Consider the following 25033-nt stretch of genomic DNA (forward strand, 5'->3'; position numbering starts at 1 on the left):
CCTGCTTCGGCACCGAATTGCGATGACTATTTTATTTAAGATTAACATCATGAAAAATACATTCAGATTAACGCAAATACCCGTTCTGATCCTGCTGGTAACTTTGCTCGCCTCTTGCAAGGTGAGCAAGGACTACCAGCGCCCGGAACTGGCACTGCCCACCGGGTACCGCAGTGTGCCTTACGGCGACACCGCCACCATTGCGGACATGGGCTGGAAGGAATTCTTCCCCGATACCACGCTGCAGCGGCTCATCGAGCGCGGCATTGCCTACAATTATGACCTGCAAATTGCCCTGAAACGCATCGATATTGCACAGCAGCAAGTAAAACAGGCCAAAATGCTGCAACTCCCGCGCCTTGACCTGCGCATTGCAGGCACGTACAACCGTCCTTCGAGCAATAGCTTGAACGGGATCAGCGCAAGCAGTTTCCTGGGAGCTAAACACATCGAGAACTATATCACAGCGGTGGATCTGTCGTGGGAAGCCGATATCTGGGGCAAGATCCGCCGCCAGCAGCAGGCGACCATGGGCCAATACCTGCAAACTTATGAAGCCACCAAAGCCGTACAAACGCGCCTGGTAGCCGATATTGCCAGAGGCTTTTTCAATCTGCTGATGCTGGACAAACAGCTCGAAGTAGCGAAACACAACCTCGAACTAAGCAACAATACGCTGAAACTGACGACCCTGCTCAAAGACGCCGGCGAAGTCACTTCGCTCTCGGTGCAACAGGCGGAAGCGCAGCGCGAGGCCATTGCATTGCTCATTCCACAGCTCGAACAGGATATTGCCATTCAGGAAAACGCATTGCAGGTCCTGACCGGCCAAATGCCGAACGCGATCGAGCGTAAAGTGAAACTGGCGGATTTCAAAGCGAACGACAGCCTGGCTACCGGTGTACCGGCTGCCTTGGTAAGCCGCCGTCCCGATGTACGGGCGGCCGAAATGTCGGTACTTGTCGCGAACGCGCAACTGGGCGTGGCGCAGGCGAGCATGTACCCGTCGCTTATTATCTCGGCGAGCGGAGGGATTGAATCGTTCAAATCGAGCAACTGGTTCAATATTCCAGGCTCATTGTTCGGCATCGCGGCCGGTACCATTGCCCGCCCGATCTTCGCGAGACGCCAGTTGAAAACCAACCTGGAAGTAGCCAAAATCGAGCGTGAGCAATCGGTATTGGAATTCCGTCAGTCGGTTTTGAATGCGGTAGGAGAAGTTTCGAACTCGCTCGTTCAAACCCAGAAACTGAAAGAACAGGAAGCCATCGCCAGCAATCAGGTCAACATTCTGACACAAGCCATTTCCAATGCGCAGCTGCTTTACCAAAGTGATATGGCCAATTATTTGGAAGTGATCACCGCACAAGGCAATGCGTTGCAGGCGGAACTCAACCTCGCATTCATCCGCAGCCAGTCGCTCGTAGCGCGCGTAGACCTCTATCGCAGCCTCGGCGGCGGCTGGAAATAAGATTCCAATCAGACCTACATACACTATGGTTAGCGTCTTTGTTAAGTGTAGTTAAGCACAAAAAGCCGTTGGACTCGATCCGACGGCTTTTGTATTTTCAATTAAGTGCGGTTCAGGACTTCGTGAATATCTCGGTAGTTTCATCCACGCCCATAATCACTGTCGTTGCGATATCAATAAACAACCCGTGCTCCACTACCCCGACAATTCGGGTCAGTTGGTCAGCCAGCGATGCCGGATCCTGAATTAATCCAAAATCGCCGTCGATCAACACATTACCTTGCTCGGTGATCAACGGCTTGCCATCCACCAAGCGTATTTTCCCCGAGCCATTCAGCTTCCTGATCTGTGCTAAAACATAGTTTTGCGCATAAGGGATCACCTCGATCGGCACTGTAAACTTGCCCAGGAGCTCCACTTTTTTGGTTGAATCCGTGATAATGACCTCCTGCTTCGAGAGCGAAGCGACCACCTTTTCTTTCAGCAGGAAGCTCCCGCCGCCTTTGATCAGCTGCAAATCGGTGGTGAATTCGTCGGCACCGTCGATGGTAACGTCTATTGAATCTACATCTTCAATTTTAAGCAGAGGAATATTCAATGACTCGGCCAACTCGCGGGTCTTTTCCGAGGTAGGCACGCCTTTAATATTCAATCCATTCTTCACCAGTTCGCCAATTTCGGCAATGGCAATATAGGCCGAGCTCCCGGAGCCGAGGCCTACAATCTGGCCATTGGAAAGGTATTTAACCGCTTCTCTGGCGGCTAATGTTTTTTCGTGTTTGAGGTCTTTCATATGTGTCGTCTACCTTAACGGCAAAGAAAATCTATTTTTCTGATAGGGAAACCCAATTATAGGGCAAGGTTTTTGCATAAAAGCTGGCAAAGGGAGTCCCTTTACCAGCTTACGGACACATTTTTTAGATAAATCACATATAACAACAGCCTTATGCCCAAATATATGCTCACCATATCGGCGAAAAAAGATGGGGTAATTTTAACCAATTCGTACAATTTCGAAGCAAAAATGCGCTTCTCCGAAGATACGCTGATCAACGATTTTCATGAATTTCATCCGGGCCACGAAGATATTCGTGTAATCTCTTACATTGAAATTGCCACCGACCTTCGGATGACGCCCATCATCGATAATTCGTCCATCCTGGGCAAGCTCGCTTACGCGTAAGGCAGTGACCGGAAAGTGATCAATGCGAAGGTACGTTTCACCACTTCGCCCGCTCATACTGCACCGGCCATGCAATGCTTTCTTTCAAGTCTCGCGCAGCCTCCAGCGGAAAGTAAGGATTCCGCAAAATCTCCCGTGCCATGATAACCATATCCGCATCGCCATTGACCAGGATAGTTTCTGCTTGAATAGAATTGGTAATCATCCCCACTGTGCCCGTCAGAATGCCGGTCTCACGTTTGATGCGAGTGGCGAATGGTAATTGATAGGCCGGGCCTACGGGAATTTGCTGGTGCGCCGCCAAACCACCTGTCGATACGTCGATCAGGTCGATGCCTTTCTCTTTAAGAATATGGGCGAGTTGTACCGATTCATCGGCATTCCAGCCGCCTTCGGCCCAGTCGGTGGCGGAAATGCGGGTAAATAGCGGTAAGTCAGCCGGCCATACAGTTTGGATGCTGTCGATAATGCGGAGCAGGAGACGAATGCGGTTTTCGAAGCTGCCGCCATATTCGTCGGTGCGGTGATTGCTGAGCGGCGACAGGAACTGATGCACCAGGTAACCGTGCGCGGCGTGGATTTCGATCACTTTGAAACCGGCCTGCAATGCGCGTTTGGCAGCAGCGGTGAAGTCCGTAACCACTTTATCAATACCAATCAGATCCAGGGCGACGGGTTTGGGATAAGTATCCGAAAAAGGAATAGCCGATGGCGCTACCGTTTGCCATCCACCTTGGCTTTGAGGCACTTCGACACGCCCTTTCCACGGAACCGCCGTACTCGCCTTCCTGCCCGCGTGGGCGAGCTGTACGCCCGGTACACATCCCTGAGCACTGATAAATGCGGTGATTTGCGAAAGTTTTTCAATATGCTCGTCCTTCCAGATACCCAGATCTTCGGACGAAATCCGGCCCTCGGGCGATACGCCGGTAGCTTCGGTGATGATCAGCCCCGCTCCACCCACAGCACGACTGCCGAGATGGACCAGATGCCAGTCGGTAGCAAAACCGTCGACCGACGAGTACTGGCACATGGGCGAAACTACGATCCGGTTTTTGAACTGGACACTTTTAATAGTAACAGGTGAAAATAGCTTTGACATGCTTGCAAGATTAGAATAGCCTAATATAGGATATCAACCCACATTATCCTGCAAACGTGCGATATTCCTGAACAGGATTGCCTTATCCGACTCCGAATGTGCTAGCTGGATGGCCGTTTCGTAATGTGCCACGGCCTGCACCTTGTCAATGCCGGTGTAGAGGTTACCAAGCAGCGAATAGTAAAAATGGTTGCCGGTCAGGTTCAAATGCTTCGCTTCGGCAATCCCGGCTTCCTTCCCGTGGACTTTGGCAAAGGCATAAATGCGGTTCAATGCCGCAACGGGTGAATATTCGATAGCCAGCAAATGGTTATACAGGTCGAGAATGCTCTCCCACTTTTCAGACGAATCTTCCTTATGTGTATGCCAATAGGCAATGCCGGCTTCGAGATGGTAGCGGCTGAGTTTTTCGCCGGCAGAAGCACGACTGAGATAATAGGCCCCGCGTTCGATAAGCTCCCGATTCCATAGCGATTCGTCCTGGTCTTCATAAAGCACCATTTCACCGTTCTGATTCGTACGGGCTTCGAACCGCGACGAATGGAAGCACATCAACGAAAGCAACGCGCTCACTTCCGGGCGGTCGGTCAGCTCGCTTTCCATTAAAAGAAAATTCAGCCGCATGGCCTCCGCGCAAAGTTCCTTGCGTAACGTGGTATTCTGGGAAATGGAATAGTAGCCTTCGGAATAAAGCAAATAAATGGTCGTCAGCACGGTTTCCAGCCGGTCGGTGATTTCGGTCGCGCTCGGCGGCGCGATGCTGATCTCCCCTTCTTTCAGTTTTTCCTTGGCGCGCTGAATGCGCTTGTACACTACCTCCTTATTCAGCAAAAACGCGTCTGCAATTTCCTGGACACCAAAACCGCAAAGCAGGTTCAACGCGAGCGCCACCTGTGAATCGGCCGGGATCAGCGGGTTGCAAACGGCGAAAATCATGGCCAACTGGCTGTCTGTAATGTTCCTGGGCGACATATCGATCTCTATTTCCGCCTCTTTGTCAGACGAATAGCGGATCTCCTCCGCCACTTTCTGCTCGAACAGCGCATTACGCTTCAAATGGTTCTTTGTCCGATTTTTAGCAACGGTATACAGCCAGGCAGCCGGGTTTTCGGGGACGCCCTTGATAGCCCACGTTTCCGCAGCGGCCAGAAATGTGTCGCTCGCAATGTCCTCGGCAATCTCGACATGCTCGATCCCGAACAGGTAGCACAGCACGGCAACGATTTTACGGTATTCGGTCCTGAAAAGGTGTGGCAGCAGTTCGTTTTCCCCCATGATAGTAAGGCCCGGCGGGAAAGCCGGACCTTGCAAATATCAAAAAGGATCAGCAAACTGCCATCAGAGCGCCTTCCGGATTTCCACATTTCCACCGAATTCCAGAATAGGCACAGCCTTGGCCAATTCGGCTGCCTCTTGATAATCCGCCGCGCGGATGATCACCGCCCCGCCGATCGTCTCCTTGATCTCGGCATAAGGGCCATTCAGCACGGTCTTTTGCGCATTCACCACCAGGCCTTCTCCATCCCACCGCCTCCGGAGCACAATCCGGTCTTCGGCGGTCATTTTATCATACCACGCATGCCATTTTTCAAAATGCGCCTGCAACTGTTCGGGGGATGGCTGAATTTCCTTGTTCTTGAAATCGCGCCGGAATACCAATAAGAACTCGTCCATAATGCGGTAATGTGTTAAAGTGTCTGAATCCGAAAGCTAATCAGTTTTGGGCAAAATCAACCAAACTGGCCGACGCGATAAGTTCCAATTGCTGCGGGGAATGCAATATTGATGCTGTTCCAGCTCCTGATTGCCGAAACGACCATCGTCAGGTCTACGATTTCCTCTTCTGTGAACTGCGACGCAACTTCTCTGTACACTTCGTCGGTTACGTGCAATGCATTCACAGCTTCGGCCCATGCAAATGCGGCGCGCTCACGGTCGGTGTAGTAAGGAGCCTCGCGCCATGCGCTCAACCCGTACAGGCGTTGCTCGGTTTCACCCATCGCCCGCAGCTCTTTGGAGTGCATATCCAGGCAGTAAGCGCATCCGTTGATTTGAGAAATACGGAAGTCGATCAATTCCACCAACTGGCGTCCAAGCGTCGATTTTTTGATATAGCCGTTAAGATTGAAAAGCGGCTTCACTGCATTTTGTCCTTTTTCGAAAAAACTAAGTCTGGTTTCCATTTCTGAGATTTTTTTGAGTTAAAAAACCTAATGACAACCGGGTTTTCAGATCTGGACAGAAATTGGAAAAAATTTTTAAAAAAAATCTCCGGCCTCTATTCCAGCCAGAGAAAACAACTCACTATCAATTAATTAAGTCACAGAATAGCAATCCTTTGTTTTTGCACCAATCCATTCTGCCTCGTAATCTGAACCTGATAAGTGCCCGCAGGCAGGCCTTTTATGGGGACCGCTTCTGGTACTTTGGCCGCCTCGTACACCTTTCTCCCCTCTGCGTTGAGAATCCGGAACAGGACAATTTCTTTGCTATTTTCAACAATCAGCACATCTGAAACCGGATTGGGATAGACCGCAGCGCGAGCTTTGCCGTCAAATGCGAGACTTGCAATCTGGCTGTAAGAATAGGAACCATCGAGGTCTTTCATTTTAAGACGATAGTAGTTCCGTCCAGCGGCAGGCGTGAGATGCACCCATTGATATTGTACGAGGGCATTGCTCTCTCCTACCGCATTCTGTTCGCCTGCCTTATACCAAGTTACTGCGTCAAAGCTATGCTCCACTTCAAAAACGGCAACACTGCGTTCCTCCGCAGTTGTCCACACCAAAACAGCAGTACCTACCTCCGCCTTGGCCGTAAAATGAGAAAGCGTCACCGGCAGCGCAGAGCAGCCCGCTTGCACTGCCGTCTGGCTACCACAGCCAGCGCCGTTTCCACTGATGGTGGCAGTGTTGGTATTCACAAAATCACACACAGCAGCAATGGAACAGCTAGTCAGCTGGATATTATCCCTGATAACCAACCCTCCCAGTGTAAGTGCGGCCACTCTTCCGCCGGCACTAACCCGTCCGGCGTTCGTGCCCGTTCCCAGGCCTGAAAGGCTCGTCAATGCCGGATTATCGCTGATCTGCAACCAACCGACGCTGGTAAGGCCCTCCAATCCCGACAAATCGGGCAACAGGTCATTGCCCCGTATGATAAAATTGGTTGCCGAAGTAAGGTTGTGCAATCCTGCCAGACTGGTAAGACCGCTATTTTCGCCCACCACGAGCCAGTAGACAGAGCTTATGTTGTCTAAGCCGGACAAGTCGGTTAGCAGATCATTATTGCTAATGTAGGCCTCACTTAAATAATTGAGGCTCGTCAGGCCATTCAGGCTTGTCAGGTTTTTGTTGGAAGTGATATTCATCTGATAGCTGACAGACGTTAATTGCTCTAATCCCGAGAGGTCTACCAATCCATCGTTTTCGCCGATATTGATCCGACTGACAGCATTTAATTTGGTCAATCCGTTCAGGCTGGCAAGGCTCTTGTTCGAGCCGATCGCCAAAATATCACTCACTGTTTCGAGGCTGCCCAACCCCGACAGGCTGGTCAGCGAATCATTGTTGGTAATGTAAAATGTGCTCGCATTGGCCAGGCTATCCAGGCCTTTCAGATTAACCAGCCCCTTATTATAGCGGATATGAGTCGTTCCCCAAATCGACTTCAATTTCTCCAATCCGGTCAGGTCGTTCAGCAGATCATTATAGTAAATCAACACGTGCTGCGCTACGGCCAGGTTTTTCAATCCGCTAAGACTCGCCAAAGCCGGATTATTCTGTATCGTCAGCCTTCCATTCATGGTTTCGATATTCTGCAAAGGGGTAAGGTCCGTAATATCCGCGCCTGAAACAGTGATATTTCCATTGATCGTCTTACAGGAAGAACTGAATGAATTAACGGCCGATTGGGAGTTCAGGCGCAGGTCTGTAAAGGAGCATGTCTGGGCTTTCAGCGCGGGAAAAATAAGGGAATTGAGCAGACAAATCTGCAAAAACCTGCATAGAGCTGTTTTCATGAGTAGTAGTGATTAACGTTGAGTATACTGAGATGAATATAGTTGATTGATAGGGAAATAGCCATACCAAATAGTAAAATTCCCAGTTTCCGAAAATGGGGCGAAACAATAAAAGACAAAAAACTCCTTTATCAATTCCTCAGTGCTTACCTTTGCAGCTGGTAAGCGGCGAAATACCTGAATCAATCCATGGGAATATTTTCAAAAACATGCGAGTATGCGATGCGGGCGGTGTTTTACATCGCTCAAAAGTCGGAGGAAGGCCAGAAAGTCGGAATCCGCGAGATTGCTTTGCATATCAACTCGCCTGAGCCATTCCTGGCCAAAATCCTGCAAAAGCTAAGTAAAGACGGGCTTATCCTGTCCTCGAAAGGCCCAAACGGGGGATTTTATGTGGATTCGGGAGGCTTGCAACGCCCGCTGGCCGACATTGTCCAGGCCATTGAAGGCGACAGCATTTTCACCGGCTGCGGAATGGGCCTCAGCTATTGCTCGGAGGCCAATCCGTGTCCACTGCACAACGATTTCAAAAAAATCAGGAGCCAGATCGTGGTCATGCTGCAAAACACTTCGATCGGTAAGTTCAATGAAGGGCTCCTCGCCGGGCATCTTACCCTCAACAAATAATATTTTTTTACCTAAATAAAGGACAAAAATATCCTTTATTTTTAAACTTCAAATCTATGTCCCCACTACAAAAAGAGCTCGTACAAGCCACAGTACCAGTCCTGAAAGAGCATGGCGTATTACTTACCACCCATTTTTACAACCGGATGTTTACGCACAACCCCGAGTTGAAGCACCTTTTCAACATGGGTAACCAACAAAATAAACGTCAGCAAACCGCCCTTGCCATGGCCGTACTGGCCTACGCAGAACATATCGAGGACCCGTCGGTGCTCCTGCCGGTGATCGACACCATCGGGCACAAGCATGCGAGCCTGCACATACGCCCTGAGCATTACGCGATTGTGGGCCGGCACCTCATCGCCTCCATTGCCGAAGTGCTCGGCGAGGCGGCCACGCCCGAGCTCCTCGACGCGTGGACCGTCGCCTATGCCCAACTGGCAACGCTCATGAGCGGGCACGAGCAGAAGCTGTACGACGAAAAAGTGAACGTGCCGGGCGGCTGGTCGGGCTGGCGCCCATTTGTGGTGCGCAAGAAAGTGAGGGAATCGGATGAGATCACTTCTTTCTACCTCTACCCGGTCGATGGCGGCACGGTGGGCGATTTCAAGCCGGGCCAATACATCAGCATACGCCTGTTTCTTCCCGAAATCAACCTGCAACAGCCAAGGCAATACAGTCTTTCGAGCGCGCCGAATGGTGAATACTACCGCATTTCGGTGAAGCGTGAAGCCGGTAGCCAGCACCCCGACGGCATGATCAGCAACCGCCTGCACGATTTCGTAGAGCCGGGCGATGTGGTCGACCTTTCTGCACCGTCCGGAAATTTCACCTTGCAGGCGGAGGATGGCAAACCGCAGGTATTCATCAGCGGCGGCGTGGGCCAGACCCCGTTAATATCCATGCTCGAAACTCTCGTGCGCACCGAGGCGACCGTGCCTATCACTTGGGTACACGGGTGCCGCAACGAGCAGGTACACGCATTCAAGGCCGACTTGCATGCCATTTCCGAAGCCGTGGCCAATGTCGAAAAACATTTCTTCTACGACTCCGCCGATAAATTGGCCGCGAACGAATACCTGGGCTGGGTATCCCTCGACCAGCTTCCCGAAAACGCGCTGCATCCCGACGCCAAATACTACATCTGCGGGCCCGGTCCGTTCATTCGCCAGCACTACCGCTACCTGATCGACCGCGGCATCGAGCAATCGAACATTCATTTTGAAGAATTCGGCCCGCTTTCATTGTCGGTCAACTAACCAGCAAAGGGAGGCGGCCCCTTCCTGCCTCCCCCACGCTACCCATGCGGCAAGCGCACCGAAAACAATGCTGAATACGGGCGACTCACCTCTAGAAAGGTGAAAAACCATCGCACAGACCATGAGGAGAACTACGCCGGCCGCTGCAACAAAAGTTAATGCCGGCCGGATATTCGTCAATGCGGGTAGTACCAGCCCGATGCCGCCCAGCAAATCGGCAACGCCCGTCAACTTCACCACCAACGGCGGTACCTGCCCCGTCCACGGCCACATAGCCGACAGCGCTTCTGCGGGTTGAAACAGTTTCATCCAGGCAGCCCAGACAAGTGTTACCGATAACAGTACCTGCGTCAGCCACAATGTGATATGCAGCCCCTTCGAAAATTTCCTGATTGCCATAAAAATGATGTTTTGTGAGGAAGCAAAAGTATTTATCTTCGCTTTCCGTTCGATAGTACTTTCCCGATCGGATAGTACTTTCCAATCGGATAGTAATGCAACCTATCACCCACAAATACCTGAAATGCTGACAGGAAACGGCTGCCCTAAAACCGCACTATCGATCCGCGATGCGCTCGAAGCGCTGGAAGGACGATGGAAACTGCTGATACTCTTTGCGCTATCGTCGGGGCCTAAGCGATTCAGGCAACTCTCCGCCGAAGTTACCGGCATTACCGACAAGGTTTTATCCAAAGAACTGAAGGCATTGGAGATGAACCAACTTATAAACCGGCGCGTATTTGATACCTTCCCTCCTACGGTGGAATACTCCATTACCGAGCATGGCGCTTCACTTGAAAAAGTGCTGGAAGAGCTGCATTACTGGGGTTTGGCGCATCGGGCGAAGATTATCGAGGGCAATTAAAAGGCGTCCGCGAACCTCGCGAACGCCTTTTGCATTACATGTAAACCAAATGTATGAGGTCTTGTGCAATTATCTGCGTATCAGTATTTGACGGGTGGTATGGGAGCCGTCCATTTTCGTGATGATCAGGAAGTAAGTGCCTTCGGAAAATTGGCTCACATCGACGACTGACCGGAATCCGTTTGATTGATATACCTCCGACCCGCTTGCTGTGAGGATTTTCAAATTCAGCACCCGGTCATTGTCCTTGAAATCGATATTCAACCGGTTGGAAACGGGGTTGGGATAAATAGTAGCCAGCTCCGATGCTTTACCCTCATCTAAACGGATTGCTTTCTTTTCGATAGTTTCTGATAAATCACCTCTTTCTTCCTCTGGCACGGGCGCAGTGCTATTTCCCATCAGATAGGCCGGTAAATAGCGCCATGGCCCATAGCGTTGCCCGGTTAATGCTAAAACGGGATCATATTTGACACGCACCCGCACCTTGGTGCTCGGCCCTTGCTTGTCAATCACATTTTTCAGTTCCAAACCAGTGGTACCCAAGTTCGAATAGGAACTTTGTGAATTTGTGGATTGGGTACTGTTGGTAATGCGGTTGTTGCTGCCTTTGGAAAAGCCTTGTCCTGTCGGCTTGGTTTCCCATACCAGCTTGCCTTTGTTTCGCCCGGTGAAGGATTTGGCGAACAAGCCCGCGCCGAAGTTGGTTTGGGGGAATTGGGAATGGTTGATGGGGGTTGTGAGGTCGGTGTTGTAGAGGCGGAGGTTGTTGCGGGTATTAAGACTACCACCTGCGTCATAACAAACAAACGCGATTCCCTCATTTGATTGACCATTATTGTATCCATACGCCCCGATGATTATATCGCCATAACCATCGCCATTGACATCACCGGCACTAGCTACTCCGCTGCCTAGATATGCGCTATCCTGATTTGCTTCGATTTTGATGTCATAGCCGTTTGCAATCCCGATAGCAGAGCCAAGATACACATTATAGATTCCCTCTTTATTTTGACCATTAGAGTATGCGGAACCTCCAACTAATAGATCACTGTATCCATCGCCGTTAACGTCACCGGCTGATGAAACGTGGGCAAAGTAAGCCGCCCAGTTGCCAATATTACCTTCTAAGACTTTCGGGTTATCTATAATACCGAAAGTTGAGCCATAGTAGATATGAGCTGCCCGTTTTTGCCCATTTTGATTGTAATATAGACCAGCTGCAATGTCGCCAAATCCGTCTCCATTGACATCGCCTGCACTAGCAACAGTCATGCCAAGCCAGGAAATCGCAATATTACTCTGCAAAATGAGGGGGTTTGTCGGATTTATTCCGTTCGCCGTTCCGTAGAAGACAAATACCGCGCCTTCCCATGTTTCGACGTCGCTGTAGTAAGGGTCACCCACGATGACATCGTCATAACCATCTGCATTAAAATCTCCGCCCCCTGAGACTGAGGCACCAAAATAAAACCCAGTTTGTGGTCCATCAATTGTTAATGCCATATTCTTGATCCCATTAGACGTCCCATACAATACGTGCGCACGACCTTCATTTTCATTGGATGGATCCCAATCATATTCGGGCTCACCGATGATAATATCGTCATATCCGTCACCATCAACGTCTCCCGCAGATGCAACATCTGAACCAAATTTTGCTTTGGCTTGCGTTCCGTTAATTATTAAGTTAGGAATCTTCGAAACACCTTGGGACGAACCATGAAATATCATGACGGCGCCCTCGTCTGCGGCTGGTTGTGCTACGTCGTAAAGCGGTATACCGACAACTATATCATCATATCCGTCACTATTAACATCTCCCGCGGAAGACACGGAGCTCAACTGCGCCAAGTTTTGGTTACTTTCTAGAATTGTTGCGGCAACTGCCGATATTCCATCGGGCGAACCGTGGTATATAAATGCCGCTCCCTCATCAGACTGACCATTGTCAAATTTGTTTGCTGCGACAATTACATCATCAAACCCATCAGCATTCACATCTCCCGCACCTGCTACCGAGTAACCAAATTGAATTTCTGCTTGATTGATCTCCAAAACATTTGTTGCGTATTGTTTAACACCTCCCGCTTCTCCCATCCAAACAAACACGCTCCCCTCATCCTTCTGCCCATGATCAAATGCATAACTTCCCACCAATACATCGCTAAACCCATCCCCATTCACATCACCGGCCGGTGCCACCGCGCTGCCGAGCCATGCATCGCCCTGATCGCCTTCCAGCGTTGAAACAGGCATTGCACTTAAACCATCTTTCGATCCCTGATAGATGAATGCCGCCCCTTCATTATTCTGCCCTTTGTCGAAGTATCGCGCGCCAACGAGCAAATCTGCAAATCCATCCGCATTCACGTCACCTGCGCAGGCGACCGAAATGCCAAATTGCGCTTCCGTCTGGTCGCTTTCCAGCGTTTGAGAAGGGATGGTATTAACGCCATTGGCCGAGCCGAGATATATCATAACAACACCTTCATTGCTGCTGCCCTTGTCATATTGATACGCACCGAGGGCAATGTCAGAAAACCCATCCCCGTTCACATCACCTGCGGACGAGAGCGCATGCCCGAGCCGGGCATCCACTTGATTGCTTTCAATAATTGTCGGATTAGCCGCTATCAACCCATTTGCCGAGCCTTTGAAAACAAAAGCGGCACCTTCCAGGACTTGCCCATTGCTGTAAAGCCGTGCACCGGCCATTACGTCACTGAATCCATCTCCATCCACATCACCCGCACCAGCCACCGCAAAGCCCATCATGGCATTGGCCTGGTTGCATTCCAGGAACGTTACCGACCCCAAGCCATTTGGGGCACCCGGGATCAGCACGCCTACGCCTTCATTGGACTGACCATTATCAAACTGATGGGCACCGGCCAGCATGTCCGAGTAGCCGTCCCCGTTGACATCGCCTGCCATGGCTACGGAAATGCCCAAGTTGGCTTCTGCCTGATCGAGCTTGAAAACATAAGGGCTGTTCGTGACCAATCCGTTTGCAGAACCCTTGTAGAGCATTACAACACCCTCATTGGACTTGGAAGCGTCGTAGTAAGGTGCGCCTACCATAATGTCGGAGAAACCATCGTTGTTGATGTCCCCGGCATTGCTCACCGAATATCCCATTTGCGCATTGGCCTGGTTGCATTCCAGAACAGTTGCCGCCAGACTGATTCCGCCGGCTGTGCCGGGGTATAAGAAAGCCGCGCCTTCGTCGGCCTGGCCGTTGTCGTATTTGGGAGCGCCTACCAACACATCGCTGTATCCATCGCCGTTTACATCGCCTGCGGTCGATACCGAAAAGCCCAGCCATGCAGAGGTCTGGTTGATTTCCAGTGTCTTGTCGGCATTGGCGGGACTTCCGTTGGCGATGATCGGGTCGATGGTAATCGGGTAGGCTGCATTAGCCACGTCGACGTTGATTTCAATTTGTTTTCCAAGGAGCGCCATGCTCGCAGTAAGAGGCTTGCCTTCTGCATCCCAGCATTTCAAATCGCTGTATGTGAGGCGATCGGTTTGCTTGCCTCCGTTACCGGAATAGAATACTAAATGATCGGTATCCTGCTGTCGCGCATGCAGCCCGTATAATGACAGACGTACGGACAATTCCCGCGTATGCGCAGGTGCCTGGGTGACGATGAAGTTCTGCCGGATACCCGCCTGGTTGTTAATGAATTCTTCGGTAAAACCCTCGTGTGTGATTGTCAGCGTGTCGTTACTGTTGTGGGGAACAGCGTCCGACCCGGCTTCGGCGATCAGGGATCCGTCGGCATAGATCCCTTCATTGATCAGCGCCATTCGGAAATTCTGACCTGCCGAGTCGATCCGGTTTTGAATGGAAAGTTTACCGGGATGGTAATAAGCCCGAAGGTTATGCTGTCGGTTTGGGCTTTGCAGCACGTGATGCGCCGAATCGTAGGTAATGTGGTACTCCCTCCTGGCAATTTCGTTTTGAATGCTGGTCAATGTGTTGCCCGTTGGGGTGTTTATCAATAAAGGCTTAGCCGTCTCCGGCGGCATGGAAGGAGTCTGTTTCTCCTGATTGCGGATTATCATTGCCAGAATCACAAGGATTGTAAGGGCGGCCATTCTTACCTCGCTTCCAATGATCGTGTAGTGCTTTTTCATAGAATCATCGTGTCTTATTTGAAGGGATATTATGCTGATTCAAACTACAAGTTGATGCCGAGCAGGTTACGAAGAAGAAAGCAATGTCCGATCGGTTGGGATTCATTGACCTTTCGGAATAAAAAATGCTTCCCGGAATTTCAGGGAAGCATTTGAAACATGATACTGGTATTAAATGGGACATTCGGTAAGCGGTAACGCACCGCTACCAACGCTCCTCAGCAATCTCATCCGCTATTCTTCGATTAATATCAATCCGCGCGTTACGAAAGACGAAAACCGTCGTGCCCCATTCCCTCGAATAGCGATTGCTCACCGAATCCGCAGCGAAACCGGTGGTAAACAAAGGGCCCGTTTCTTTCAGTTCGGTTCCGCTATTGTGCCATTCTTTGACGCGGATCACGTGTCTGTATTTTCGGGTCAGGTCGAACCAGTTTAAGTAATCGGCGTTGAATGCGACCGCGCTGACGCCTTCCTTGGTATAGTAATTAATGGCCCCGGCCTGGCCATAGTTGTCGCAAAGCACCAGCGTGACGGCACGGTCGGGCATGGAGGCGTAGGCAGCGTCTACTTTGGCAGCCAGCTCGCGCCAGCCGAGCATATCGGCAAAATCCTGCGGCAGCTGATGATCCCTGCCATCCTCCCAGCGCAGCATGCCCAGCTTCCGGTAAGGCTCCGGATCGGCGATGATCTGCTCAGGGGTTTTATTGGGGAACGCCACATTGAACAGCGGAATGAATAGCACCACGGGGATCAGCACAAATACTGTCCGCAGCCAGACCGCACTGACTTTTTCGGCAATGTAAACAGCCCCGAATGCAATGTAAACAGGGTAAATACCAATGGCATAATAGCCTTTCGCACGCAGGTAGGTAAAAACAGCCAGGGTAATAATGATGGCAAAAAAGAACAAACGGTAGGGTGCAAACGGCCGGTAAGTGAGTAGCCCGTAAAGCCCCGCGACGATCACAAACAGCGCGCCCATGAAGTAGAGCAATTGCTCCTTCAGGAAATCCGCGCGGTTCATATTGACGAGCTGCGTTTCGGCCAGCAATTTCATGTGGTGAAAAACGGGAAAATTGTTTTGGTACTGCCAGATCAGATTAGGCGAAATGAGCAGTAATGCAAGCAGCAGGGCAAAATAAACATGCTTGTTCAGCAGCAGCTTGCGCTGAGGCGTCAGCAAAATGGCGGGCAGCAGCCCCACGACGGCAAACACAATGTTGTATTTATTCAAAAAACCAATAGCAAACACCACCGCCAAACCATAAAGCCACCGTTGTTTTTGGGTACTAATATAACCGATCAGACAGAAATAGAGTGTCGTCCAGCAAAGCACATCGACGGAATTGGGCTGAAAAAGCTGGTTCAACCGCAGCAAAACCGAAAACAGCACGCAGGAACCGGCTAATATGCAGGCAAATAAGCTCCCTCCAAGCCTTTCCACGGCCCTCCATACGACCAGGAGCGTCAGCGCTCCGAACAGCACCGGGAAGAACCGCACGGCCCATTCCCCGTTACCCAACGCACGGATCACCCAGGCGATCCAGGAAGTAACGGGCGGCACCGACATGAACCCCCAGGCCAGGTGATTACCCTGGTCGAGGTGCAGGTACTCATCCCTGTGAAGGTCATAGCCGGGGATGATAAGAAAATATTGGAGCAGGAATTTCAGGACGATAAAAGTCAGCAGCAGGGTGGTTCTCCGGTTCATAGATGTTTGTGATGTGCTAGGAAAAGAATGGGTAATTAAGCCATTTACTTTATTTTCTGAAACCCATTTTCACAGCAGCGTTGTCCGCCAGCCTCCTGCACCTGTCCGAAATCGGACATAGCGCCTCATTAAAACCAACATCAAAATATTGATTCACAATTAAATACATCAAAATCACAAACATGGAACGTATTTTTAGACAACACCCGTTCGACCTTTAACTGTCTTAATCCGGCCTGCCATGCTTCGCAACTATTTTAACATCGCCATCCGCAGCCTGCTCAAAAACAAGCTGTTCTCCTTCATCAATATCTTCGGCCTCGCGCTCGGTATGGCTTGCAGCCTGCTGATTTGGCTGTGGGTTAAAGACGAGTTATCTTTCAACCGCTTCTATCCCGGGATTGCGGATATCTATTACGTCCGCTCTGCCTATAATGAACACGGCCAGACCGGCGTGAGCGACGTTACACCAAGCCCATGGCAGGAAACCCTGGAAAAGAATGTTACCGATGTCCGGGCCGTCACCAAAATCACTTTCGAGCGCGAACTCCTGGTACAGGTCGGGGAAAAATCCACAAAAGAAACCGGCATTTACGCAAGCAGCAGCTTTTTCAAGGTGTTCCAGACACCATTCATCGAAGGCTCAGCCAGCAAGGCGATCGAGCAACCAACGTCCATTGCCATCTCGCGAAAAATGGCCGAAAAGTATTTCGGGAAAAGCAGTGCGGTGGGTAAAGCACTGAGGCTGAATAATGCCTCGGACATGATCGTCAGCGCAGTGTTTGAGGACATTCCGCATAACTCGTCCGTCCGCTTCAACTGGATCGTCAACTTCAAGGCCCAGGAAGCCGACTGGATGAAGTGGTGGGGCAATTCCAGCTTCAAAACGTATGCATTATTGGCTCCGGGCGCGGATCCGGCGAAGGTAGAAAAAGTCATGCGACAGGTCATCAAAAAAGCCGCTCCGCCTCAGCTCACGTCTTTCCCGTTGCTGCAAAAGATGGCCGATACTTACCTCTACACCGAGTACGCTAACCTGAAACCCTCCGGCGGGCGGATCGAATATGTACGCATCTTTTCTGTCGTGGCGGTGTTCATTCTGCTGATAGCCTGCGTAAACTTCATGAACCTGGCTACCGCCCGCTCGCTCAAACGCGCCCGCGAAGTGGGCGTTCGCAAAGTAGTGGGGGCCGAAAAGAAATTCCTGGTGATGCAGTTTCTGGGTGAATCACTGATCGTCAGCACATTGGCTTCGATATTGGCGACATTCCTGGTGTTGCTTGTGCTCCCGGTATTCAACAAAATCGTCCTGAAAAACATCGAACTGCATTGGAACGACCCGTTCCTGTGGAGTTCCATTATCGGTTTGACACTCATTACCGGGATCGTTGCAGGCAGCTATCCGGCGCTGTACCTCTCGGCGATGCAGCCGGTGCGGATATTGAAAGGCAAAATGACGTTTTCAAACAGCAGCCTCCATTTGCGGAAAGGACTTGTCGTATTCCAGTTCAGCCTCTCCATTTTCCTGATCGTCGGCACGCTGGTCATCGGCAATCAGATGAATTATATCCAGAATAAACGGCTTGGCCTCGACAAGGAAAATATCGTATATATTCCATTGGAAGGTGAATTGAATAACCGGCTGGAAACCTTTCGCCAGGAAATCCTCGCATCCCCGACAGTCTCCGCAGCCACTACCGTCGGTGAAATACCTACCAATATCTACGGCAACTCTGGCGATCTCGACTGGACCGGTCGCGACCCGGACACCGACAATACCGTATTTGCCACTTATGTGGGTTATGATTTTACCAAAACTATGAATATCCGCATGGCTGCGGGAAGGGATTTCTCCAAAGAATTCGCTGCCGACACTACCAATTACATCATCAATGAGGCAGCGGCCCGCCTGATGAAAATGCAGGATCCCGTGGGAAAACAGGTGAAATTCTGGATGGGTAAAGGCACTATTGTGGGTGTTATGAAAGACTTTCACATTACCTCCCTGCACACGGCAATCAAGCCGCTGATCCTGGTCCACTACAAGGGACTCAATACCGAACACATGATGATCCGCATCAAGGCGGGCGAGACCTCGCGCGCATTGGCACACATCGAGCAGGTAACACACGCATTCAACCCGAACTATCCTTTTACTTATCATTTCCTCGACGAATCTTTCGAGAAAATGTACCGTTCCGAGCTGATCGTGGGCATTCTAATTCGCTATTTCGGGATCATGGCGATTATCATATCCTGCCTCGGGTTGCTCGGACTGGCCGCATTCACGGCCGAGCAGCGCACGAAAGAAATCGGCATCAGAAAGGTTCTTGGTGCCAATGTCGCCAGTGTGGTGACGCTCTTGTCGCGGGATTTTATCAAACTGGTGTTAATCGCCATTATGCTGGCTACCCCGCCCTCCTGGTATGTGATGGATCGCTGGCTGAGCGACTTTGCTTACCGCACCGAGCTTTCCTGGCAAATATTTTTGCTCGCCGGACTTATCGCTACCGGCATTGCATTGCTTACAGTCAGCTTCCAGAGCATTAAAGCTGCGCTGACCGATCCCGTCCAATCGCTGAAGACCGAATAAACGGCATCAAAATAAAGGCGGTCCGGTTTTCCGGACCGCCACACACAAACCCATGCAAGGCGATAACGCTACTGAGCCGCCGATGCCAGCACTGCCTGTGCACTCATAACAACCATCAGACTGCCGGAAGATTTCGAAGGGTTTACAAAAATCATATATACGTCATGCGGCTTGCCGTCCGATGCCGGAAGTTTCACAGGAATATCGAGGGTCGATGGCTTAAAATCCAGCTTATCCGACGGTTCGAGGTACGCCGACTCCCCTATCACCTTGCCGGTAGGGCTATCAAGCCGAAGTTCTACCTTGCCCCCCAATGCATTCAGCTGCGGCTTCGGTGCCATCGCCATGACGCGGAATGCCGAAACGCCATTCAGATCGACTTGCTTCAAGCCCATATAAGCCCCCGTTTTCGATGGAATAGCAAGGTTGTTGCCACCATAGGACATTTTATTGACATTGTCATACACGTCGAAGCCGTGCACGTCCAGGTTCGAATTACGCAAGACGAACGTCTGCTCGGAACGTAGCGCAGGCAGGCCTTTCGCGCCCTTGTCCTCGTACGCTGCGCGCACCACGAACACCCCCTTGCCTTTATCGCCGCTAGGCAATGCGGCTGTGTAGCTGCCTTTGACCGGCAAGGCGGCATTTGCCGCGGCGTCTCCCGAAAGGTTCAGGATATATTTAACCATTTCCGAAGCATCCGCTGCCGAAAGCTGCGGGTGTGCGGCCATAGCCGTTTCGCCCCAAACGCCTCCCCCGCCATTGATCACCTTCTTCGTCAGAGTCTCCACCGCCGAGCTGTTGCCTTTGTATTTACGGGCAACATCGGTATAGGCCGGCCCTATCGATTTCTTGCTGATGGCGTGGCAAGCCTTGCAATCGCTCGCTTCTATCAGCTTCTTGCCGGTCGCAAACTGGGCAGCCGCATCGGCGGACCGGTGTCCCTGGGCAATGGCCACCTTGTCGAAGCCTTCGGGTAGATAGTCGATATTAACCGCGACGCGATCCTCGTCAATTCCGCTTCCCAAAGTACCATCTTCCTTATCCTTCACTTTCACATCATACTGGAACGGCTTGCCCGGCACGAAAAACGACTTGTTAGCACCCGGCATATCCAGGCTCAGCACCGGCGCTTCATTACCGACCGTCACATCCACCGATTGCGTCGAAATACCACCTTTGCCGTCGTTTACAGTCAATGTTGCTTTGTAAACGCCCGTTTTGGCGAGTGTCAACTGTGCATCCTGGGAATTGATGGTTTTGGTAAAACCGTTTTTGGAAGTGATTTTCCAGGAATAGGTCAATGCATCCCCATCTGCGTCGTCGGTACCGGCCGCTGTAAGTTTCAATGCAAGTGGGGCGGAACCACCCTGTTTGTTGGCGGCCATTTCGATCTTTGGCTTGCGGTTACCGCCATTGTATTCAATGCGGATCAGGCGGGCGTCGTCATTGGCAGAGAACCAGCCAGAGCCATATTCGAGCATGTACAGGTCACCATTTTGTGCAAATTCCATATCCATCGGATTCGAGAACTTGTAACTCGGCATAAAGCGCTCCATCGACGTGTAATTGCCTTCCTTATCCATCGAAACGGCCATAATCCAGCCGCGCATCCACTCATAGGCAAGCAGCTTTCCATTGTAGTATGCGGGAAAGGCGCGGGACGCATTCTTGAAATCATCCGAATAGAACACCGGGCCGGCCATGGCGTTACGTCCGCCTGCCCCCACGAGCGGAAACTCGGGCGAAGCGTCATAAGGATACCAGATAAATGCTTTCTGTGCCGGCGGCAACACTTTCAAACCGGTATTGCTGGGTGAATTGTTGGTGGGAGCAGCCGCGTCCCATTTCTCTCCCGACTGGTTGGCCGTGAAATCGTATTTATTGTAAGCCTTGTTGTCGCCCACAAAATGCGGCCAGCCAAAGTTTCCTGGTTTCCGGGCCTGTCCCACCTCGTCGTGCCCTGCCGGGCCGCGGTTAGGGTCCGGCTTGGCGGCATCAGGACCAACCTCTCCCCAGTATACGTAGCCGGTGTGCTGGTCTACCGAAATGCGGAACGGGTTGCGGTGGCCCATCGTGTAAATTTCCGGGCGCGTCTGCGCCGTGCCTTTCGGGAACAGGTTGCCATCCGGAATGGTATAAGTGCCATCCGGCTGTGGTTTGATGCGGATAATCTTGCCGCGCAAGTCGTTCGTATTCGCCGATGACTTTTGCGCATCCCATGCCTCACGGCCTGCACGTTCGTCACTCGGGCTGTAACCGTTGGAGCCGTGCGGGTTGGTATTGTCGCCGGTCGAGAGATACAGGTTACCGTCCTTATCCCAGGCAATAGAGCCGGCAGTATGGCAGCATTCTTCGCGCTGCGTAGGCACATCCAGCAATACTTTTCGCGAAGCCAGATCCAGCTCGTCACCTTTCAGCTCAAAGCGCGCCAGTACGTTCTTCGATTCGCTCGGGTCGGAATAGTAGAGGTAAATCCAGTGGTTTTGTGCAAAATTCGGGTCTTTGTTCAACCCCAGCAGCCCATCCTCTCCCATCGACTCCTTACCTTCCTTGCTCACATACTTTGTGCTCACAGGCAGCTTCGCAATGGTTTTGAGTTCTTTGGTTTTGATATTGTAAAGCAAGATCTCGCCTTTTCGCTGGATAAACAGGATTCGACCGTCGCCCAGTACACTCAACTCCATCGGTTCGTCCAGTTTTTCAGCCAATATGACCTTCGAAAAACGGTTTTCCTCAGGACGCGCCTTGGCAAAATCGACCGGTTTGGGCGTGTCGCCACCCGTGGTGTAGCGAATGCCCGCCCAGAGGTGATTCAGGAAGAGCGGCTCTTCGAAAGTTTCGTCGGTATGCCCCATTGCCGTATAAAACGACCGGCCTCCATCGAACTCCTGGTACCAGCTCATTGGGTGAAAATCCGGGTTTTTACCGCCGGTATAGCTTTTCTCGTCGATTTTCAGGACGACGTTGATTCTCGGGGAAATATTTTTGAAACTGTAAAATTCATCGCTCCGCTCAAACTCGTCGGGCATTCCCTGTGTCGCCCAATGGTTTTTCTGGGTCACGATAAACTTCCCTTTCTGTACATTGTTGGGCATTGGATGGTCTAGAAACCACGCACCGGCCAATGCGCCGTACCACGGCCATTCGTATTCCGTGTCGGAGGCGGCGTGAATGCCCACATAGCCGCCACCCGCCTGGATATACCGCTCGAATGCGCTCTGCTGCTCCGCATCGAGGATATCCCCGGTAGTATTCAGGAAGATCACCGCATTGTATTTTTTCAGGTTGCTTTCTTTAAACTGTGCGGCATCCTCCGTAAAGCTGACGCCAAAGCCTTTCTCAGTCGCCATTTTGCTCAATGCCTTTTTCCCCGCCTCGATCGACGAGTGCCTGAAAGCCGCGGTCTTGCTGAAAACCAGCACCTGCATTTTGGGCGCCTGCGCCATTACGTGGCCGACGAGGAGCCACGCACAGCCAAGCAGCACCCCCTGTAATTTTTTCTTCATCTGGTTAGGTCGTTTGAATTAGTGACCATCAAATGTACAGTAAAAAGCACTATTGTCTATCTTTGAGACAATAAATTTCATTCTATTAATTATTTCAACAATACAATAAATAGTCCTACCCGCACCTACGGAGGTATTGTGCTAAACGGCTTGGAAAATGTTTCTCTCCGTAACTTTGGGAGGGAAACCCTTATCAGCGATATTGCCGGGCTGAAATCGGGCAGCGATTTCAAAGCAATTATTCCATAGCGACTATTCCTAGCGATTACCACATGAAGGACATCCATTCACCCAGCGAACAGAACTATATCCAGCAACTTTCCATCGACTGCGTCATTTTTGGCTATCAGGATTCGCAGCTCAGCGTTTTGGTACCCAAATTGAACTTTCGGGGTGATTTTTGGGCTTTGCCGAGTGGCTTCATTTACCAGAACGAGGGTATCGATCAGGCTGCCCGCCGGATCCTGGAAGACCGCACGGGCATCAAAGACATTTACCTTGAACAGTTCAGGGTGTTTGGCGATGCGCCGCGGTCCAATATCCGTTTTCTCGAACGGCTCATCGAACTGAATGGCGACAAGCTTGGCGACAAACGATTTGACCGAAAGGAGTTCGACTGGATTACCCGGCGGTTCGTTTCGATCGGATATTACGCTTTAGTGGATATTAACAAGGTAATACCCCGGAAAACCGAGCTCGACGAATCCATCGACTGGTACCCGGTCCGGGATCTGCCGCCAATGATCATGGACCATCATGAAATGGTCAACTGTGCGTTGAAAACCCTCCAACTGAACCTCGATCAGAAGCTCATTGCATTCAATCTCCTGCCCGAAACTTTCACCATGCGCGAAGTACAGGAGCTTTACGAGTCCATTTTCGACCGCGCCTTTGCCCGCAATAACTTTCAGAAAAAGATCCTCGACCTGAACGTGCTCGAACGGCTGGAAAAGAAGTTCACCGGGGCTGCCAACAAAGCGCCGTTCTTGTACCGTTTCCGGAGTGAGGGTACCCGGGCCTTGTAATAGAACCATGTGGCTGTAAAGCTACAAACGGGTCGGCGGAGAGCCACCGCAAAACATCCGCGGTTGGTGAATCTTTGCACTGTGAAAACAGACCGCCCCGTTACAATGAAACAAGAGAGTACCCTGAAAGTATTAGTATTCGATTTACACCCGATTTCGCGTAAGGGAATCCGGCTCATGCTGGATACGATGGAGCTGCGCATGAAAGTGACCGAAGCCGCCCGCGAGCGCCAGTTCTACAAATTAATCACCTCGCAACGCTTCGACCTTGTGATACTGAGCGTCAACGATGTCGACAACCTTAGCAACGACGTGATCTGCCCGATACTCCCTAAAACCGCGGTACTTTACACCGAAGAAGGCGCCGAAATCGCGATGGACCTGATGGCCCTCGGCGGCGGCGCGTGCATGTCGAAGAAATGTAACGATACCGCATTGAAGGAAGGTATTTCGGCCGTGCTGCAGCAGCGGCGCTATGTGTGCGCTACGACGCAGGCGCACGTGAACGCGGAGTACTGGCGGTTCAGGGCAATCCGGAATGGCGCCGGAGCCTATCGTCCGCGCGTACGCCAGCTCACCAGCCGGGAGTCGGAAGTAGCATCATTGCTCAAAAACGGCCTGAAAACGGGTGAAATCGCCGACCGTCTTCAGATCCAGCATAGCACCGTGAGCACCCTGAAAGCCCGTGCATTCCGCAAGCTTTCTGTGACCAATCTCGTGCAGGCCATTCAAACCCTGGACTAACGTATACCAAACACCGCATTGCCGGGATACCCTTCGCAGAACCGCATCATTATGCTCCACGTAATTTTATACGACTCCCACCCGATTATCCTGAGAGGTCTTAAAGAGTTTTTCAAAAACCTCGGAAATGAGTTTACATTTTTAGAAACCAGTACAGTTGCCGGCGTTTCGAAATATCTCACAAGCCACAAAATTGATCTGGTAGTGGTGGGGGTGAATGAAAAGACCGGGATAGATGCGAAAATCATACAGAGACACAACACCATTCCGTGGGTGATCATGTACAACGACAATCTTTACAAAAAGGCATTGTCACTCGTACTTTCGGGGGCGAGCGCGTGCATTTCTAAAGGATGCTCCGACCAGGAAACAGAAAAATGTCTGCGAGAGGTACTGGCCTCGCGCAGATACATATGCGAAAGCACGCTGCAAAAATTCGGTTATGAATTCCTGTTCGATCCCGGCAATCAGTCGCAGATACGCAACTTCCTCAAATATAACCTGCAACGAAAACCTAACAAGCTATCCCCGCGCGAACAGCAGGTGGCCGGGCTGTTGGTGAGCGGGATGAAGACTTCTGAAATAGCGGCGACGCTCAACGTAAGGCACAGTACGGTGAGTACCATCAAGCGGACCGTCATGTTAAAGAAAAACGTCATCAATATCATCGAATTAGCTTCGGTTTTATCAAACTAATGCCCCGCCGCTGTTTTGTAATTCAGGTTGAAATGCGTTAATTTCAGTCATTACGATCAAAACAGTAGTACTGAAAGG

The 25033-nt window shown here is 51.1% G+C and carries 19 protein-coding genes; 9 read left to right on the forward strand and 10 right to left on the reverse strand.

Annotated features, from left to right (window positions below; genetic code table 11):
• Positions 1–49: 49 nt before the first annotated feature.
• Positions 50–1471 carry an efflux transporter outer membrane subunit gene (locus tag AC2YIT_RS00235; protein ID WP_487277870.1) on the forward strand — a complete coding sequence of 474 codons (1422 nt, stop codon included), beginning with the start codon at positions 50–52 and terminating at the stop codon, positions 1469–1471.
• 112 nt (positions 1472–1583) lie between these two features.
• On the opposite strand, the gene rpiA is transcribed toward AC2YIT_RS00235, so the two are convergent.
• A complete protein-coding gene (gene rpiA, locus AC2YIT_RS00240) occupies positions 1584–2264 on the reverse strand; it encodes a ribose-5-phosphate isomerase RpiA (protein WP_487277871.1) in 681 nt (226 codons plus the stop codon).
• 153 nt (positions 2265–2417) lie between these two features.
• Here rpiA and AC2YIT_RS00245 point away from each other — a divergent pair, with 153 nt between their 5' ends.
• Complete coding sequence (locus tag AC2YIT_RS00245; protein ID WP_487277872.1) at positions 2418–2654, forward strand: hypothetical protein; 237 nt, start codon at positions 2418–2420, stop codon at positions 2652–2654.
• A gap of 37 nt (positions 2655–2691) precedes the next feature.
• Here AC2YIT_RS00245 and namA read toward each other — a convergent pair whose 3' ends face one another.
• The 5 genes from namA to AC2YIT_RS00270 all read right to left on the reverse strand — a co-directional run bounded on the left by namA (position 2692) and on the right by AC2YIT_RS00270 (position 7777).
• The gene (gene namA / locus AC2YIT_RS00250; protein ID WP_487277873.1) at positions 2692–3756 is read right to left on the reverse strand and encodes an NADPH dehydrogenase NamA; all 1065 of its coding nucleotides are present in this window, start codon (positions 3754–3756) and stop codon (positions 2692–2694) included.
• A gap of 33 nt (positions 3757–3789) precedes the next feature.
• Positions 3790–5031 carry an RNA polymerase sigma factor gene (locus AC2YIT_RS00255; protein WP_487277874.1) on the reverse strand — a complete coding sequence of 414 codons (1242 nt, stop codon included), beginning with the start codon at positions 5029–5031 and terminating at the stop codon, positions 3790–3792.
• 63 nt (positions 5032–5094) lie between these two features.
• On the reverse strand, positions 5095–5430 hold the full coding sequence (locus AC2YIT_RS00260) for a YciI family protein (RefSeq protein ID WP_430843506.1): 336 nt from the start codon (positions 5428–5430) through the stop codon (positions 5095–5097).
• 56 nt (positions 5431–5486) lie between these two features.
• Positions 5487–5939, reverse strand: coding sequence for a carboxymuconolactone decarboxylase family protein (locus tag AC2YIT_RS00265; RefSeq protein ID WP_430843505.1), 453 nt, complete (start codon positions 5937–5939; stop codon positions 5487–5489).
• Between the two features lie 137 nt (positions 5940–6076).
• On the reverse strand, positions 6077–7777 hold the full coding sequence (locus AC2YIT_RS00270) for a T9SS type A sorting domain-containing protein (protein ID WP_487277875.1): 1701 nt from the start codon (positions 7775–7777) through the stop codon (positions 6077–6079).
• A gap of 189 nt (positions 7778–7966) precedes the next feature.
• On the opposite strand from AC2YIT_RS00270, the gene AC2YIT_RS00275 reads away from it, so the two are divergent.
• Together AC2YIT_RS00275 and hmpA are read left to right on the forward strand one after the other, a co-directional pair.
• The gene (locus AC2YIT_RS00275) at positions 7967–8404 is read left to right on the forward strand and encodes an RrF2 family transcriptional regulator (RefSeq protein ID WP_430843503.1); all 438 of its coding nucleotides are present in this window, start codon (positions 7967–7969) and stop codon (positions 8402–8404) included.
• Positions 8405–8460: 56 nt separating this feature from the next.
• On the forward strand, positions 8461–9663 hold the full coding sequence (hmpA, locus tag AC2YIT_RS00280) for an NO-inducible flavohemoprotein (RefSeq protein WP_487277876.1): 1203 nt from the start codon (positions 8461–8463) through the stop codon (positions 9661–9663).
• Here the strand turns inward: hmpA and AC2YIT_RS00285 are convergent.
• Entirely contained in the window at positions 9646–10062 is a 417-nt protein-coding gene (locus AC2YIT_RS00285; RefSeq protein ID WP_487277877.1) for a DoxX family protein, read from the reverse strand. The two genes, hmpA and AC2YIT_RS00285, sit on opposite strands and share 18 nt — an antisense overlap.
• A 124-nt stretch (positions 10063–10186) precedes the next feature.
• Here AC2YIT_RS00285 and AC2YIT_RS00290 point away from each other — a divergent pair, with 124 nt between their 5' ends.
• The gene (locus AC2YIT_RS00290) at positions 10187–10528 is read left to right on the forward strand and encodes a winged helix-turn-helix transcriptional regulator (protein WP_487277878.1); all 342 of its coding nucleotides are present in this window, start codon (positions 10187–10189) and stop codon (positions 10526–10528) included.
• Positions 10529–10597: 69 nt separating this feature from the next.
• Here the strand turns inward: AC2YIT_RS00290 and AC2YIT_RS00295 are convergent, their stop codons facing one another.
• Positions 10598–14674 carry an FG-GAP-like repeat-containing protein gene (locus AC2YIT_RS00295; protein WP_487277879.1) on the reverse strand — a complete coding sequence of 1359 codons (4077 nt, stop codon included), beginning with the start codon at positions 14672–14674 and terminating at the stop codon, positions 10598–10600.
• A 205-nt stretch (positions 14675–14879) separates the two neighbouring features.
• The gene (locus AC2YIT_RS00300; RefSeq protein WP_487277880.1) at positions 14880–16388 is read right to left on the reverse strand and encodes a glycosyltransferase family 39 protein; all 1509 of its coding nucleotides are present in this window, start codon (positions 16386–16388) and stop codon (positions 14880–14882) included.
• Between the two features lie 241 nt (positions 16389–16629).
• On the opposite strand from AC2YIT_RS00300, the gene AC2YIT_RS00305 reads away from it, so the two are divergent.
• On the forward strand, positions 16630–18981 hold the full coding sequence (locus tag AC2YIT_RS00305; protein WP_487277881.1) for an ABC transporter permease: 2352 nt from the start codon (positions 16630–16632) through the stop codon (positions 18979–18981).
• 68 nt (positions 18982–19049) lie between these two features.
• Here the strand turns inward: AC2YIT_RS00305 and AC2YIT_RS00310 are convergent, their stop codons facing one another.
• Complete coding sequence (locus tag AC2YIT_RS00310; RefSeq protein ID WP_487277882.1) at positions 19050–22490, reverse strand: ThuA domain-containing protein; 3441 nt, start codon at positions 22488–22490, stop codon at positions 19050–19052.
• Positions 22491–22771: 281 nt separating this feature from the next.
• On the opposite strand from AC2YIT_RS00310, the gene AC2YIT_RS00315 reads away from it, so the two are divergent.
• The 3 genes from AC2YIT_RS00315 to AC2YIT_RS00325 all read left to right on the forward strand — a co-directional run bounded on the left by AC2YIT_RS00315 (position 22772) and on the right by AC2YIT_RS00325 (position 24955).
• Positions 22772–23515, forward strand: coding sequence for an NUDIX hydrolase (locus AC2YIT_RS00315; protein WP_430843805.1), 744 nt, complete (start codon positions 22772–22774; stop codon positions 23513–23515).
• 105 nt (positions 23516–23620) lie between these two features.
• On the forward strand, positions 23621–24259 hold the full coding sequence (locus AC2YIT_RS00320; protein ID WP_487277883.1) for a response regulator transcription factor: 639 nt from the start codon (positions 23621–23623) through the stop codon (positions 24257–24259).
• Between the two features lie 51 nt (positions 24260–24310).
• Positions 24311–24955, forward strand: coding sequence for a response regulator transcription factor (locus AC2YIT_RS00325; protein WP_487277884.1), 645 nt, complete (start codon positions 24311–24313; stop codon positions 24953–24955).
• The last annotated feature ends 78 nt before the right edge of the window (positions 24956–25033 follow it).

This window comes from Dyadobacter sp. SRI_021 (genome assembly GCF_057586235.1).